Here is a 14,487-nt window from a genome sequence, read left to right as displayed (position 1 = left end):
CGTTCGCGGAACACTTATTCGGCTCAGCGGACCTGTTGTAGCCATGGGAATACTCGACCTGATGCTGGGGAGCTCGGGCCCCGGCGAACAGGGCGTCGAGGGGAAGTCGTACGCACTCCCGAAGGAGACCCACGAGTTCGTCTACCCCGTCGCCGTCAGACGCGAGGAACTCGAGGCGTTCGCGACGCTGCTCGAGGCCGAGGCCGACGCCCCCTCGTTCGAGGAGAACGTCGACGAGGTCCAGGAGGCCCTCGATACGGTGCTCGAGGACCACGACATCGACGCGGCGGAACTCGCGGACGAACGACGACGACCGCGTCGCGTGGCCGAACCGGTGATCGACCACTGGCTCGACCAGTTCGAGGACGACGCCGACCTCGGCGTCGTCTACGCGCTCCCCGGCACGCGTCCCGCGCTCGTTTCGTTCGTCGGGCTCTGTCGGCGCCGCGACCAGGACGTCGACGATCCGTTCGAACGTCCCGAGTCGTTCTCTTGCGTGACGGCGTTGCTCGATCGACTCGAGGCCGCGACCGGCAGTCAGTATCGGGCCGTCGTTCACACGGACCTTCTGGCTGCCGAAGAGCGGTAACAGATTCCAGAACAGGACCGACAGACGCTCGTGTGGATTGCTGTCTCCGTGTACCGCCGCGCCCGGGCCCGTTCTCGGGGAGCGGCGGTACTGACGGACAGTAAACCGTATCAGTTCGACTCGCAGATCTCGAGAAAGTTCTCGAAGATTTCGTCGCCTTCCTCGGTATGTGCGACCTCCGGGTGCCACTGGACGCCGTAGAGATCGCGGTCGGTGTCGCTCATCGCCTCGACGTCACAGACGTCGCTTTTCGCGGTCAACTCGAACCCGTCGGGGAGTTCCTTTACTTCGTCGGCGTGGCTCGCCCAGACCCGCGTCTCGGGGTGAAGCGAGCCGGTAAGCGGATCGTCCTCGTCGACGATATCGACGGTGACATCGGCGTACCCACCGTACTCGCCGCCGCCGACGCGACCGCCGAGTTCCTCGGCGATCAGTTGCATGCCGAGACAGATCCCCAACACGGGGAGATCGCTCTCGAGGTACGCCGCCGACGTGCCGATGCGATCCATGTCCGGTCCGCCCGAGAGAACGACTCCGTCGGCGTCGACCTCTTCGGGCGGCGTCTCGTTGTCGACCAACTCCGTCTCGACGCCGAGGTCCCGAAGCGCCCGGCGCTCCAGATGCGTAAACTGTCCGTGGTTGTCGACCACGACGATCTTCGTCATTGGCGGCTCCTAGCCGCCCAGGTGGTAAAAACGGTCCGAAAACCGATCCGATCTCTCGGGCTCCGGTACGTTTATCCTCCCGACTGCACATCGATTCGTATGGCAATCGATCGCAACGCGTTCGATCATCCGTCGTGGATCGCCGCAGCCGGAACGGGCGTCGGCTACCTCTTGATTCTCGCCGTGTTGACTGTCGCGCTGTTCGTCGTGCCGTGGCTCGTGTTCGCGGCGCTGTGAGGACGAGCCTGGAGTCGGAGACGGCTGAGACGCGACTCGAGGTCAAGCGATCGCGAAAACGCGATTCGAAGCGGAAAACGGAGAGGGTCTAGGCGAACGTCTTGGAGACTTCGTCGGATGCGTCCGAGTCGGCCTGGATCTTCTCCCAGGCGCTACGGAAGTCCTCCATCCTGATCTCGGTTCTGTCGTCGCGGATGGCGAACATCCCTGCTTCGGTGCAGATCGCCTTGATGTCGGCACCGGAGGCTTCGTCCGCTTCGTCCGCGAGTTCGGTGAACTCGACGTCGTCGGCGACGTTCATGCCGCGGGTGTGGATCTCGAAGATGATCTCGCGACCCTCCTGATTCGGCTTGGGCACCTCGATGAGGCGGTCGAAGCGACCGGGCCGAAGGATGGCGCGGTCGAGCATGTCGAAGCGGTTGGTCGCGGCGATAATGCGGATCTCGCCGCGTTCCTCGAAGCCGTCCATCTCACTGAGGAGTTGCATCATCGTCCGCTGGACCTCTGCGTCGCCCGAGGTCTTCGACTCGGTCCGTTTTGCGGCGATGGCGTCGATCTCGTCGATGAAGATCACCGCGGGTTCGTGCTCGCGGGCGACCTTGAACAGATCACGCACCAGCTTCGCGCCCTCGCCGATGAACTTGTGGACGAGTTCGGAGCCGGCCATCTTGATGAAGGTGGCGTCGGTCTGGTTCGCGACGGCCTTCGCGAGCATCGTCTTGCCCGTCCCCGGCGGGCCGTACAGCAACACGCCGCTCGGCGGATCGATTCCGACGTCGTCGAACATCTCGGGGCTCTCGAGGGGCATCTCGACGGTCTCGCGGACCTCCTGCATCTGCTCTTCGAGGCCGCCGATGTCCTCGTAGCTGACGTCCGGACTCTCGGTGACTTCCATCACGCGAGCGCGCACGTCGGTTTCGTTCGAGAGAGACTTGACGATAGAGAGTGAGTTGTTGACCGCGACGCGCGCGTCCGGTTCGAGTTCCTCGCGCATCTCGTCGGTGACTTCGGTCAGCGCCTCCTGGTTGTTCCCGTGTTGTTTGATAATGACGCCTTCGTCCGTGATCTCCTGGATCGTGGCGACGAACAGCGGGGATTGCTTGAGCTTCTTGTTCTCGTGTGTGAGCCGCTCGAGTTTCTGCTGGTACTTGTTGTTCTCGGCGTTCGCGTCGAGGAGTTTGTCTCGCATCTCCTCGTTTTGCGCCTCGAGGATCTCCAGCCGTTCCTCGAGCGCCTGGATCTTCTCCTGTTGGGACGCCTCGTCCTCGTCGTATGGGAGGTCGACGTCGTCCACAGTGTCGGTCATCACCCAAGCTTTGGGTGTTGGTTCATAAGAGGCTTCGGGTCGAAACGATCCGTCGTGGGTGATAACTCCCAAGCATTAAACGAAACAGTAAATATTATTACCTCGTATTCGGAATAGGCATACGATGAGTGCTTCAGAGACGTTTCGACAGGACGCCGAGCAACGAGGGACGTGGGACGACGTTCGCGATCTCCCGCCGAGTGCGAAACTCGTCGCGAAGGTCTTAGAGTACAACGAGACGATGACCCAACAGCAGATCGCAGACGAGACGCTTCTCCCCTCGCGGACGGTTCGCTACGCGCTGAACCGCCTCGACGAAGAGAACGTGATCGACTCCCGGTTTTCCTTCTCCGACGCGCGAAAACGCCTCTACACGTTGGATATCGACGCCTAACGCACTCTCCGTTTCTCTCTCGCTTCGGGTGTACAGCTCCGACATCGAGACGCCCCTTTACTTTCGCTCCGGTCGCGGAATCCCTATAGGGGCGACACGCCAATGGAGGGATAGATGACGCGGGTGATACATACGGGCGACACCCACATCGGGTATCAACAGTACAACGCGCCCGAACGACGACGGGATTTCCTCGAGGCGTTCCGGAGCGTTGTCGAGGACGCGGTCGACGACGACGTCGACGCCGTGGTCCACGCGGGTGACCTCTTTCACGACCGCCGGCCGGGGCTAATCGACCTCCAGGGAACCGTCGACGTACTCCGGACGCTCGCCGACGCCGACATTCCGTTCTTGGCCGTCGTCGGCAACCACGAGGGGAAACGCGACGCTCAGTGGCTCGACCTCTTTGCCGACCTCGGCCTCGCGACCAGACTCGGTGCCGAGCCAACGGTGGTCGGTGACGCCGCCTTCTACGGGCTCGACTTCGTTCCCCGGTCGCGACGGGACGACCTCAGCTACGAGTTCGATCCCGTCCCCGCGGAGGCCGATCACGCGACGCTCGTGAGCCACGGCCTCTTCGAGCCGTTTGCCCACGCCGACTGGAACACCGAGCGCCTGCTCTCCGAGTCGACCGTCGACTTCGACGCCCTCTTGCTCGGGGACAACCATACCCCCGACACGGCCGAGGTCTGTGACACCTGGGTCACCTACTGCGGATCGACCGAGCGTGCGAGCGCCAGCGAGCGCGAGGACCGGGGCTACAACATCGTCGAGTTCGAGAAGGAGGTCACGATCAGCCGCCGTGGGCTCCCCTCGACCCGCGAGTTCGTCTTCGTCGACGTCGAACTCGAGGAGGGCGAAGGCGTCGACCGCGTTCAAGAGCGAGTCCGGCAACACGACCTCGAGGACGCGGTCGTCGTCGTCACGATCGAGGGGGCAGGCCGGCCGATCGCACCCGCAGCGATCGAAGAACTGGCGACCGACCGCGGGGCACTCGTCGCCCGCGTCAACGACCGTCGCGACCTCCCCGACGAGGACGAGGCGGTCTCGGTCAGCTTCGCCGATCCGGACGACGCCGTCCGCGAGCGGGTCCGCGAACTCGGGCTCAGCGACGCCGCCCTCGAGATCGATCGCACCGTCCGCGAGGACGAACTCCCGGACTCGAACGTCCGCGAGACGGTCGAACGGCGGGTTCGAGACCTGCTCGAGGACGACGACGCGGCGTTTGACCCGGCACCCGAACGCGATCCGGAGACGGTGACGACCGTCGCGGACCACCTTTCGGATACGGAAGGCGAGAACGGCGACGAAGCGGACACGACCTCCGAGCAGAAGGGCGACGACGCCGACCGAGAGGACACTGCCGCCGACGAGGAGGACGACGCCGCGACCGAAGTCGGTTCCCCGGAGGGGAACGATACGACCGAGCAGGCCGAAGAGACAGAACCGGTCGACGAACCGGCGGACGCATCGCTGGGTGATTTCGCGTGAGAGTCGACCGAATCCGCCTGGAAAACTTCAAGTGCTACGGCGACGCCGACCTGCGACTCGAGGACGGCGTCACCGTCGTCCACGGCGTCAACGGCAGCGGCAAGTCGACGCTGCTCGAGGGAGTCTTCTTCGCACTGTACGGCTCGAAGGCGCTCGACGATCGGACGCTCGACGACGTCATCACGATCGGCGAGGACAGCGCGGAGATCGAGGTCTGGTTCACCCACGACGGCCGGGAATACCACGTCGAACGCCGCCTCTCGCTTCGGGGCGACCGGGCGACCACCACGAAGTGTGTCCTCGAGACACCGGACCGGACGATCGAGGGCGCCCGCGACGTTCGTCGGCGAGTGACGGAACTCCTGCGGATGGACGCCGACGCGTTCGTCAACTGCGCGTATGTCCGCCAGGGCGAGGTCAACAAACTCATCCACGCCTCGCCGAGCGAGCGCCAGGACATGATCGACGACCTCCTGCAACTCGGCGCACTCGAGGAGTACCGCGAACGGGCGAGCGATGCCCGTCTCGGCGTCAAAACGGTACTCGACGGCCAACAGGAGGTCCTCGAGGACGTCCGCACGCAGGTCGAACGGAAAGAGGACAAGGAGCTCCACGAGCGACTGAACGGTCTCGAGTCACGACGCAGCGAGATCTCGGAGGAGATCGACCACTACGAGACTCAACGCGAGCAGGCGGAGCAAACGCGCGACGCGGCCGAGGACGTCCTCGAGCGCCACGAGGAGACTCGCGAAGAGATCGCCGATCTCGAGGACGAAATCGAGGAGCTGCGGTCGAAGATATCCGAGACGTCCCAGCAGCGTGAGGACGCGAAAGACCGAATCCGGGACCGCGAAGACGAACGCGAGGAACTGGCCGACGAACGCGAGCAACGGCTGAGCGAGGTCGACTTCGAACGTGGCGACCCCGACGACGTCGGAGAGCACATCGCCGATCTCGAGACTCGCGACGAGGATCTGCGGGACGACCTGGAGGAGGTCCGGGTCGCGATCACGAAAACCAGCGGCGAGATCGAGCGACTCCGCGAAGAGGCCGACGATCTTGAGTCCCAGGCCGCCAAGGCCCGCACGGACGCCGACGACCTCGGCGAACGGATCGACAGCGACGAAGACGACATCGCAGAGCGCGAGGAGAAACTCGCGGAACTCGACGACGAGATCGAGTCGATCCGCGAGCGGTTCGACGCGGCGCCGATCGAGTTCGGCGACGCTGCCGCCCACCTCGAGGAGTTCGAGGGCGAACGCGAGGCGCTGACCGACGAGATCGGCGACGTCACTGCCGACATCAGAGCCGCCGAGAACGCCATCGACGAGGGCGAACGACTCCTCGAGGAGGGGAAGTGCCCCGAGTGTGGCCAACCCGTGGCGGACTCGCCACACGTCGACGTACTCGAGGACAAACGCGAGGAACTCGAGACGCTCGAACAACGCCTCGCAGACCTCGAAGCCGAACGTGACGGTCTCGACGAGCGGATCGAACGCGCCGAGGACCTCCGCGAGGCCGAACGCCGCGTCGACCGGCTCGAGGACAACCGCGATACCGTCACACAGTTACTCGACGAGAAACGCGAGACGCTCGCAGAGCGCCGAGAGCAGCGTCTGCAACTGCTCGAGGACGCCGACGAGTACGAGGCCGACGCCGACGCGAAACGCGAGGAGGCCGACGACCACGAGGACGACCTCGCCGAGAAGCGGGCCGAACTTGGCGAGATCAACGGCGAGCGAAGCGAGATCAAGGACACACTGGAGTCACTGCGTTGTATCGAGGATATCGACGACAGACACGACGATCTCGAGACCGAGGTCGAGAACCTCCGCGAACGCCGACAGGACTGGCAGCAGTTGAACGACGAGCGCCGCGAGACGCTCTCGAGCAAACGCGAGCGCAAACGCGACCTCGAATCCGAGTTCGACGAAAAGCGGGTCCAGACGGCCCGTGAAGACAAGCAAAACGCCGAACGCTACCTCGAGCAAGTCGACGAGAAGCTCGCGGAACTCGAGGACCGACACGACGACGTCCAGAACGCGATCGGAGCGGTCGAGAACGAACTCGAGGAACTCGAGCGACTTCGCGAGCGCCTCGAGCGCCTCGAGCACCGAGCGAATCGACTCGAGTCGTTGTACGAGGAAGCACAGACGTTGCAGACGACGTACGGGGATCTTCGAGCGGAGCTTCGCCAGCGAAACGTCGAGACGCTCGAGCGCCTGCTCAACGAGACGTTCGACCTGGTCTATCGGAACGACTCGTACGCCTCGATCGATCTGGACGGCGACTACCGGTTGACCGTGTATCAGAAAGACGGCGAGTGTCTCGACCCCGAGCAGCTCTCTGGCGGCGAGCGGGCGCTGTTCAACCTCAGTCTGCGGTGTGCGATCTACCGGCTGCTCGCCGAAGGCGTCGAGGGGGCTGCGCCGATGCCGCCGTTGATCCTCGACGAGCCGACGGTCTTTCTCGATTCGGGGCACGTCACCCAGCTCATCGCACTCGTCGAATCGATGCGGGAACTCGGGGTCGAACAGATCGTCGTCGTCAGCCACGACGAAGAACTCGTCGGGGCGGCGGACTCGCTGGTTCGCGTCGAGAAAGACGCCACGTCGAATCGCTCCCGGCTCGAGCGTGGTGAGCCCCCGGAAGCGGCGCTGCTCGCGGCGGAGTAGCAGTCGAAATCGGAACCTGCCGGCGTTACGATTCGCCTTCGACGCGGGTCGCCGGTTGGCTCTGGCGGCCTTCTGCAGCCAGTATCGACTCGAGGGCAGTCTCACATCGTTCGGTGAGTCGGTATCCGCGTTCGCCGCTGACGTCCACCTCCTCGAGTAAGTCTGCGGTTGTCAACACCGTGAGCCGACCGTGGAGGTCGCTCTCACAGAGGTCGTAGTTGTCGAGTAACGTTTTGACCCGGAGCGGACCGCGATCGTCGAGTTCGAGGAGCAAGCCGAGCGTCTCCTCGTCGTGGACGGTCGTGAGGAATGTCCGAACGGGTTCGGAGATGGTCCATGCTGTGGCCTCGAGTGTGCCAGTCCCGTCGATCGACTCGAGTCGGTCGTTTTGGACGTAACACTCGTTTCCGTTCTGTGGGTCACGAACGAGACTCGCGTGTTCGGATCGTTTAAGCAACAGGTACCGCTTGCCGGTGTCGTCCTGGACGGTTTTCATGAATGGTCGGTGTCGTCCGGTGTGTACCCTTCGGAGACGTCCCTTGAAGTCGTTTCGGAGCGTGACAGATCGGATTCATTTCCGTCGCCGTCCGTCCTCGGTTCGTCCCGGCCGTCAGTGGAACGCGAGTCGTCCTGTGACGCTCGGTAGTTCCTGTAACGGCGGTGTGCCATCCCGAACAGGAGAACGCCACCGACCAACAGCGCGATCGCGTGGTTCGAAATCCCGTGGAAGATCAGAAAAATGACACCGAGTGAGACGGCGAAGACCGCCGCGTTGACGACGAGAACGATCGCCCAGAACGTTCGCTTGAGCTCCGCCGGCACGTCGGAGGTATCGATCGACGGCTCGTGTGGGTTTCCCGAACCGATACCGAAATCCGACTTCAGGTCCTCGGTGAGCGTCGATCCGGCGTCTTCGGTCTCGACGCGCGGTATCGTGAGCGAGTCACTGTTGGGGTCCCGGAACTCCGCCTCCGGGTCGTACTCGTCCGGCTCGTTCTTGGACCGTTCGTCGATCACGTCCGAACGGACGGTGACCAAGAGCAAAAGGATTCGCGTTTCACCTGATACGGTTGCCGTCGGCGTACGGGGGGCGACGGCGCTCGAGACGTTCAGGCGAGATCCGCGAGCGTGAGCGTCTGGGACGTCTCGACCCAGGCAAGTGGGTTCTCGGCATCGTAGAAGACGACGCCGTCGTCAATCTCGTAGCACTCGATCGTCGCGGTTCCCTCGGGGACGGTTCCTCGCTCGCTCCGATCCATCACGTCGTCGTCGTTCAAGGAAGACACATCAGACACCAATTCATGCTATGTGTTACCATATTATATGTCTTTTTGCTCACGGCATATCACGTTCGAACGACGAACCGGCACTGGGCGTGACCCATTACAGTCGGATTGCAGGGGTTTTTATCCGGGGGTTGCAAAGTCGAATATCATGACTGAGGCGGGCCAGACCGGTCTCGCGGAGTTCGCCGCGGTGCCTGAAGACCGGCCGGACGAGGAGGCAGTCGCCGTCGCGGGAAACGGTGGATCGAACGCCGCTGACGTGATCGACGTCGTCGCTGAGACCCTTCCCGAACCTGAGGGTGAACTCGAGCTTGCCGTGATGCAGGTCGACTACACGGTCGCAGGTTATGGCGACGAGGAACGGCCGATCATGCACGTGTTCGGTCGAACCACAGACGGCGAACTCGAGCACGTACAGGTCGTCGGCTTCGAACCCTACTTCTATGCGCCCACGAGCACGCTCGAGTGCCCGCCCGAGGAGGAGTACGACCGGATCACGAGAAGCGAAGAGAAAGACGAGAACGGCGAGCCCTACGAGAGTATCCGTGGGGAGAAGCTCACGAAAATCTTCGGTCAGACGCCACGGGACGTCGGACAGATCCGTGACGACTTCGAACACTACGAAGCGGACATTCTCTTTCCGAACCGTTTTCTGATCGACAAGGACGTCACAAGCGGGGTTCGCATTCCGGAACGACGCGCCGACGACGATTCGCTCGTCGTCCCCCACGACGAAGTCGAATCCGTGGACGTCGACGCCGACCCACGCGTCCTGACGTTCGACATCGAGGTCGAGGACCGCCACGGCTTCCCCGAGGACGGCGAGGAATCGATCGTCTGTCTCACCAGCCACGACTCTTACCGTGACGAGTACGTCATGTGGGTCTGTGCGGCAGACGACGGCGATGGCGACATTCCCGACGAGATCACCGAGTACGAGCCGATCGAGGGCGACATCGACCACGCGGTTCGGGCCTTCGACGCGGAAGAAGCCATGCTCGAGGCGTTCGTCGACTACGTCCGCGAAACCGACCCGGACGTCATGACCGGATGGAATTTCGAGGATTTCGACGCCCCCTACTTCCTGGATCGCCTCGAGGAACTGCAGGGACCACACCACGACTACGATCTCTCGATCGATCGTCTCTCCCGTGTCGACGAGGTCTGGCGGAGCAACTGGGGCGGGCCCGACATCAAAGGCCGAGTCGTCTTCGACCTGCTGTATGGCTACCAGCGGATGGTGTTCTCGGAACTGGACTCCTACCGCCTCGACGCCGTCGGCGAGAGCGAACTCGGCGTCGGCAAGGAACGCTACACCGGCGACATCGGCGACCTCTGGGAGGACGACCCGACGCAGTTGCTCGAGTACAACCTCCGGGACGTCGAACTCTGCGTCGAACTCGACCGCCAGCAGTCGATCATCCCGTTCTGGGACGAGGTGCGCTCGTTCGTCGGCTGTAAACTCGAGGACGCTCCGACGCCCGGCGACGCGGTCGACATGTACGTCCTCCACCAGGCGTACGGCCAGTTCGCGCTGCCCTCGAAGGGCCAGCAAGAGGCAGGCGAGGAGTACGAGGGAGGAGCCGTCTTCGAGCCGATTACCGGCGTCAAGGAGAACGTCACCGTCCTGGACCTGAAGTCGCTGTACCCGATGTGTATGGTGACGATCAACGCCTCGCCGGAAACGAAAGTCGATCCCGAGGCGTACGACGGCGAGACATACGAAGCGCCGACGGGGACCCACTTCCAGAAAGAACCCGACGGCGTGAACCGCCAGATGATCGAGGAACTGCTCGCCGAGCGCGAAGAGAAAAAGGAGCTTCGGAACCAGCACGAGCCCGGCTCACTCGAGTACGAGCAGTACGACCGCCAGCAGGGTGCGGTGAAGGTTATCATGAACTGCTTCACGCCGGATACCGAAGTGTTGACTCCTGACGGTGTTCGTGAAATCACTGATCTCAAGGTCGGCGACGAGGTGTACTCGCTCGATCCGAAAACAGAGAAACTGGAGGTCAAACCTGTCGTCGAAACGCACGACTATCCCGACTACGAGGGTGATTTGATCGACATCGAGACGAGCAAGATCGACTTCCGTGTGACGCCGAACCACCGGATGCTCGTCCGCAAGAACGAGACGAACGGGATCACGGAAGACGAGTACAGTTTCGTCGAGGCCGGAAACCTCGACCGAGCGACGAACTATGAACTCCCTCACGACTGGGAGGGGCCGGATGGTGAGCAAATCGAGGAAATTGACCTCACCAAACTGATCGACGGTGAGTACGAGGTCTGGGTTCGACCGTCCGTTCACGGACATACGTTCACCGCAGAGTTAGGTTGGACGCCGCGTCGCGTGCCTAAAGCCGATGTCGGAACGGTAGGATACGTCTTCACCGCCGACGAGTTCGAGGAACACCGGGAATATATCGAGGATGTCTGTGAAACGAGCTTCATTCACCGCGAATCCGGCCGGAAGTGGATACCCCGAACGTACGATGGAGACGAGTTCCTCGACCTGCTCGCGTGGTTCGTGACCGAGGGGAACGTCTACACCTCCGAAGACAAACAGTTCGGCGAGAACTTCCGCGGCGCTGCGACGACGGTGAAACTGGCACAAGATAAACTGCCAATCGCTGACGGTGGCGTCGACCATCACGCAACAATCGGTGAACTGCTCGATCAAATGGGATTCGACTACTACGTTGACAATCGTTCCTACACGGTCACGTCAAAATTACTCGGGAATCTCCTTACGTCGTACTGTGGCGAGGACAGCTTCGAGAAACGAATCCCGGAGTTCGTCTTCGAGTGTAGTCGCCGACAGAAGCGTCGGTTTCTCGAGGTGCTTATCGACGGCGACGGTGATCGACAGACGAACTCCTGGCGATACACGACTTCGAGCGAGCGTCTTCGAGACGACGTGCTCCGACTCTGTGCACATCTCGGTTTGACGGCCAACTACAACCGAGATAGCAGTTCGTGGCGAATCTACGTGACGGAAGATTCGAAGAATACGCTTCGGATGCACCGAAGTTCGTCTCAAAGTACGGCCGAGAACGGCGTGCACTGCGTTACTGTCGAGGACAATCATACGCTGCTTGCAGGCCGAAACGGAACGTTCCAGTTCGTCGGTCAATCATTGTACGGCGTCTCTGGATGGGAACAATTCCGTCTCTACGACAAGGAGGCGGCCTCCGCGATCACTGCGACCGGGCGCGACGTGATCGAGTTCACCGAAACGGCGGCGAACGAGTTGGACTACACGGTCGCCTACGGCGACACGGACTCAGTGATGCTCGAGCTCGGTTCCGACGTTTCCAAAGACGAGGCACTCGAGCAATCGTTCGAGATCGAGGAGTACATCAACGGACGCTACGACGACTTCGCGCGAGAGGAACTCAACGCAGAGTTCCATCGGTTCCAGATCGAGTTCGAGAAGCTCTACCGGCGGTTCTTCCAGGCCGGCAAGAAGAAACGCTACGCCGGCCACATCACCTGGAAGGAAGGTAAAGAGGTCGATACCGTCGATATCGTCGGCTTCGAGTACCAGCGCTCGGACATCGCTCCGATCACCAAGGAGGTCCAACACCGGGTCATCGAGATGATCGTCAAGGAAGGCGACGTCGAGGGCACGAAGGAGTACGTAAACAGCGTTATCGAGGACGTCCTCGCCGGAGACGTCTCGTACGAAGAGATCGCGATTCCAGGGGGGATCGGCAAACGGCTGGACAACTACGACACCGACACGGCCCAGGTCCGGGGTGCGAAGTACGCGAACCTGCTGCTGGGGACGAACTTCCAGCGCGGCAGCAAACCCAAGCGGCTGTACCTCGACCGCGTCGATCCAGCGTTCTTCCGACGGATGGAAAGCGAAGCCGGACACGACCCACAAACCGACCCCCTCTACGGCGCGTTCAAGCGTGATCCCGACGTGATCTGCTTCGAGTACGACGACCAGGTCCCCGACGAGTTCGAGGTCGACTACGACAAAATGCTCGAGAAGACGCTCAAAGGACCGATCGAGCGCATCCTCGAGGCACTCGGCGTCTCCTGGGAGGAGGTCAAGTCTGGTCAGGAACAGACCGGACTCGACAGCTTCATGTAGTTCTGTCGGTCGACCGAACCCAGTCTGTGCTCCGACAGCGAACCGTGACCATCCGGGAAACGGAGCATTCGAAACCGGACTCCTAGTGCCGAATCGGAAGTAACGAGAGAACGTGAGTGTCGCGAAGACGAGTGCCAGTGAGAGCGACGTCACGAGGCGACGGTGAAGCTGGTCGAACCCGAACCGACTGATTCGGAACAACGTAGACGAAGAGACGGCGGCCGAAATCATCGTTCGTGGTGACGGGCGGTTCAGTCGGGATGTGACGATAGCCGGCAACCGAATCCACTGTCGCTCCGGCACGGATTACGGCGTCCACGAACGCGATGGAAGTGGACCGACCACCGTCGTCGACAACACCGTCGTCAGAGCTGCCCGCGAGGCGAACCAAACGTCGAATCCGGAAACGAGAGAGATCGATACGACGGTCCGGGGTGACTGATTCGTCGACACTCGATTATCCGACGACCTGACGCGAGAGTGAGGCGTTTTCAGTGAGATAGACATCATCTATTCCCGATAGAGGAACTATTTTTAGTGTCAGAGAACAATTTAACACCTCTCGCCGAACCAATATTCCACATTCAAAACCGTAACCAATAGGATACGAAACCGTTATGAGTCGGACGGCCTACCCTTCATACGACAGAGTACTATGGCACGTCTCGAACTACGCAACCTGCACGCGGAAGTGGCTGAGGGCGACGAGAAGATTCTCGAGGGCGTCGACCTCGAGGTCGAATCGGGCGAGATCCACGCCCTGATGGGGCCGAACGGCTCCGGAAAGTCGACGACCGCAAAGGTCATCGCCGGACATCCCGCTTACGAGGTCACCGACGGCGAGGTCTTGGTCCATCTCGAGGACGACGAGTTCGGTGACGAGATCGAGATCGACGAGGATCAACGGACCTGGAACCTGCTGGATCTCGAGCCAAACGAGCGTGCCGCACTTGGCGTTTTCCTCGGGTTCCAGTATCCCGCCGAGATCGAGGGCGTGACGATGACGAACTTCCTTCGGACGGCGCTCAACGCCAAGATCGAAGAACGCGAGGAACTCTTCGAGGACGACGACGGCGAGGAGGAAGAAGGGGAAGACGCTGGCTTCGAGAGCTCGCCGATGGAGGGTCCCGCGGACGACGGCGAGGTCGGCGTCGCCGAGTTCCAGGAGATCCTCCAGGAGAAGATGGAGCAACTCGACATGGACGAGAAGTTCGCCCGCCGATACCTCAACGCGGGCTTTTCCGGCGGCGAGAAAAAGCAGAACGAGGTCCTCCAGGCCGCCATCCTCGAGCCGTCGGTCGCCGTCTTAGACGAGATCGACTCCGGGCTGGACATCGACCGACTGCAGGACGTCTCGAACGGCATCAACGCCCTTCGCGACGAGCAGGGCACCGGCATTCTCCAGATTACCCACTACCAGCGCATTCTCGACTACGTCGAGCCTGATCACGTCCACGTGATGCTCGACGGCCAGATCGCCAAAAGTGGCGGTCCCGAACTCGCCGAGGAGTTAGAGGACAAGGGGTACGACTGGGTCCGCGAAGAGGTCTACGGTACGGCGTAACCAAATTCAGCTAGAACAACGGTAATAACCCTACAGCCGTAACCACATACACAATCACATTATGAGTTCCGAACAAGATCACCTCAAAGAAACCGACACTGAAGCCCGGTTCGAGTTCAAGAAAGAGGAGAACGCCGCGGTGCGCTCCGAGAAGGGCCTGACAGAGGAGGTCATC

General features: G+C 61.8%; 13 protein-coding genes. 8 read left to right on the top strand and 5 right to left on the bottom strand.

All coding sequences use genetic code 11. The annotated features are described in order from the left end of the window. Nucleotides 1-43 precede the first annotated feature (43 nt). Nucleotides 44-589 (top strand): hypothetical protein, encoded by a 546-nt coding sequence (locus GRS80_RS00650; protein ID WP_160045865.1) that lies wholly within the window; start codon nucleotides 44-46, stop codon nucleotides 587-589. A gap of 110 nt (nucleotides 590-699) precedes the next feature. On the opposite strand, the gene GRS80_RS00645 is transcribed toward GRS80_RS00650, so the two are convergent. Further along, entirely contained in the window at nucleotides 700-1,254 is a 555-nt protein-coding gene (locus GRS80_RS00645) for a GMP synthase subunit A (protein WP_160045864.1), read from the bottom strand. Nucleotides 1,255-1,353: 99 nt separating this feature from the next. Here GRS80_RS00645 and GRS80_RS20255 point away from each other — a divergent pair, with 99 nt between their 5' ends. After that, entirely contained in the window at nucleotides 1,354-1,491 is a 138-nt protein-coding gene (locus tag GRS80_RS20255; protein ID WP_200840294.1) for a hypothetical protein, read from the top strand. 88 nt (nucleotides 1,492-1,579) lie between these two features. On the opposite strand, the gene GRS80_RS00640 is transcribed toward GRS80_RS20255, so the two are convergent. Next, nucleotides 1,580-2,797, bottom strand: a complete 1,218-nt coding sequence (locus GRS80_RS00640) for a proteasome-activating nucleotidase (RefSeq protein ID WP_149082612.1) — start codon at nucleotides 2,795-2,797, stop codon at nucleotides 1,580-1,582. A gap of 124 nt (nucleotides 2,798-2,921) precedes the next feature. On the opposite strand from GRS80_RS00640, the gene GRS80_RS00635 reads away from it, so the two are divergent. From GRS80_RS00635 to rad50, 3 genes are all read left to right on the top strand, one after another. Next, a complete protein-coding gene (locus GRS80_RS00635) occupies nucleotides 2,922-3,191 on the top strand; it encodes a helix-turn-helix domain-containing protein (RefSeq protein ID WP_149082611.1) in 270 nt (89 codons plus the stop codon). Nucleotides 3,192-3,305: 114 nt separating this feature from the next. After that, complete coding sequence (gene mre11 / locus GRS80_RS00630) at nucleotides 3,306-4,682, top strand: DNA double-strand break repair protein Mre11 (RefSeq protein ID WP_160045863.1); 1,377 nt, start codon at nucleotides 3,306-3,308, stop codon at nucleotides 4,680-4,682. Beyond that, a complete protein-coding gene (gene rad50 / locus GRS80_RS00625) occupies nucleotides 4,679-7,357 on the top strand; it encodes a DNA double-strand break repair ATPase Rad50 (protein ID WP_343161392.1) in 2,679 nt (892 codons plus the stop codon). The genes mre11 and rad50 overlap by 4 nt, the downstream gene beginning before the upstream one ends. Nucleotides 7,358-7,382: 25 nt before the next feature. Here rad50 and GRS80_RS00620 read toward each other — a convergent pair whose 3' ends face one another. The 3 genes from GRS80_RS00620 to GRS80_RS00610 all read right to left on the bottom strand — a co-directional run bounded on the left by GRS80_RS00620 (nucleotide 7,383) and on the right by GRS80_RS00610 (nucleotide 8,652). Next, nucleotides 7,383-7,853: a hypothetical protein gene (locus GRS80_RS00620; protein WP_160045862.1), complete on the bottom strand. Its 471-nt coding sequence runs from the start codon at nucleotides 7,851-7,853 to the stop codon at nucleotides 7,383-7,385. Continuing rightward, a complete protein-coding gene (locus tag GRS80_RS00615) occupies nucleotides 7,850-8,374 on the bottom strand; it encodes a hypothetical protein (RefSeq protein WP_343161391.1) in 525 nt (174 codons plus the stop codon). Before GRS80_RS00615 ends, GRS80_RS00620 begins: the two co-directional genes overlap by 4 nt. Nucleotides 8,375-8,466: 92 nt before the next feature. Then, nucleotides 8,467-8,652, bottom strand: coding sequence for a hypothetical protein (locus GRS80_RS00610; protein WP_149082606.1), 186 nt, complete (start codon nucleotides 8,650-8,652; stop codon nucleotides 8,467-8,469). Between the two features lie 139 nt (nucleotides 8,653-8,791). On the opposite strand from GRS80_RS00610, the gene GRS80_RS00605 reads away from it, so the two are divergent. The 3 genes from GRS80_RS00605 to GRS80_RS00595 all read left to right on the top strand — a co-directional run bounded on the left by GRS80_RS00605 (nucleotide 8,792) and on the right by GRS80_RS00595 (nucleotide 14,312). Next, the gene (locus GRS80_RS00605) at nucleotides 8,792-12,748 is read left to right on the top strand and encodes a DNA polymerase domain-containing protein (protein WP_160045860.1); all 3,957 of its coding nucleotides are present in this window, start codon (nucleotides 8,792-8,794) and stop codon (nucleotides 12,746-12,748) included. 262 nt (nucleotides 12,749-13,010) lie between these two features. Further along, on the top strand, nucleotides 13,011-13,190 hold the full coding sequence (locus tag GRS80_RS00600) for a hypothetical protein (protein ID WP_160045859.1): 180 nt from the start codon (nucleotides 13,011-13,013) through the stop codon (nucleotides 13,188-13,190). A gap of 213 nt (nucleotides 13,191-13,403) precedes the next feature. Next, the gene (locus tag GRS80_RS00595; protein ID WP_160045858.1) at nucleotides 13,404-14,312 is read left to right on the top strand and encodes an ABC transporter ATP-binding protein; all 909 of its coding nucleotides are present in this window, start codon (nucleotides 13,404-13,406) and stop codon (nucleotides 14,310-14,312) included. The last annotated feature ends 175 nt before the right edge of the window (nucleotides 14,313-14,487 follow it).

The sequence above is a fragment of the Natrialba sp. INN-245 genome (assembly GCF_009807105.1).
In the GTDB taxonomy this organism is placed as follows: domain Archaea; phylum Halobacteriota; class Halobacteria; order Halobacteriales; family Natrialbaceae; genus Natrarchaeobius; species Natrarchaeobius swarupiae.
This window is presented reverse-complemented; position numbering and strand designations above follow the sequence as displayed.

Bases quoted from the DNA above. Each gene is read 5' to 3' on its own strand.
- GRS80_RS00605 (WP_160045860.1), top strand. From the start codon at position 8,792: ATGACTGAGGCGGGCCAGACCGGTCTCGCGGAGTTCGCCGCGGTGCCT.
- GRS80_RS00645 (WP_160045864.1), bottom strand. From the start codon at position 1,254: ATGACGAAGATCGTCGTGGTCGACAACCACGGACAGTTTACGCATCTG.
- GRS80_RS00635 (WP_149082611.1), top strand. From the start codon at position 2,922: ATGAGTGCTTCAGAGACGTTTCGACAGGACGCCGAGCAACGAGGGACG.
- GRS80_RS00640 (WP_149082612.1), bottom strand. From the start codon at position 2,797: ATGACCGACACTGTGGACGACGTCGACCTCCCATACGACGAGGACGAG.
- GRS80_RS00650 (WP_160045865.1), top strand. From the start codon at position 44: ATGGGAATACTCGACCTGATGCTGGGGAGCTCGGGCCCCGGCGAACAG.
- mre11 (WP_160045863.1), top strand. From the start codon at position 3,306: ATGACGCGGGTGATACATACGGGCGACACCCACATCGGGTATCAACAG.
- GRS80_RS20255 (WP_200840294.1), top strand. From the start codon at position 1,354: ATGGCAATCGATCGCAACGCGTTCGATCATCCGTCGTGGATCGCCGCA.
- GRS80_RS00620 (WP_160045862.1), bottom strand. From the start codon at position 7,853: ATGAAAACCGTCCAGGACGACACCGGCAAGCGGTACCTGTTGCTTAAA.
- GRS80_RS00595 (WP_160045858.1), top strand. From the start codon at position 13,404: ATGGCACGTCTCGAACTACGCAACCTGCACGCGGAAGTGGCTGAGGGC.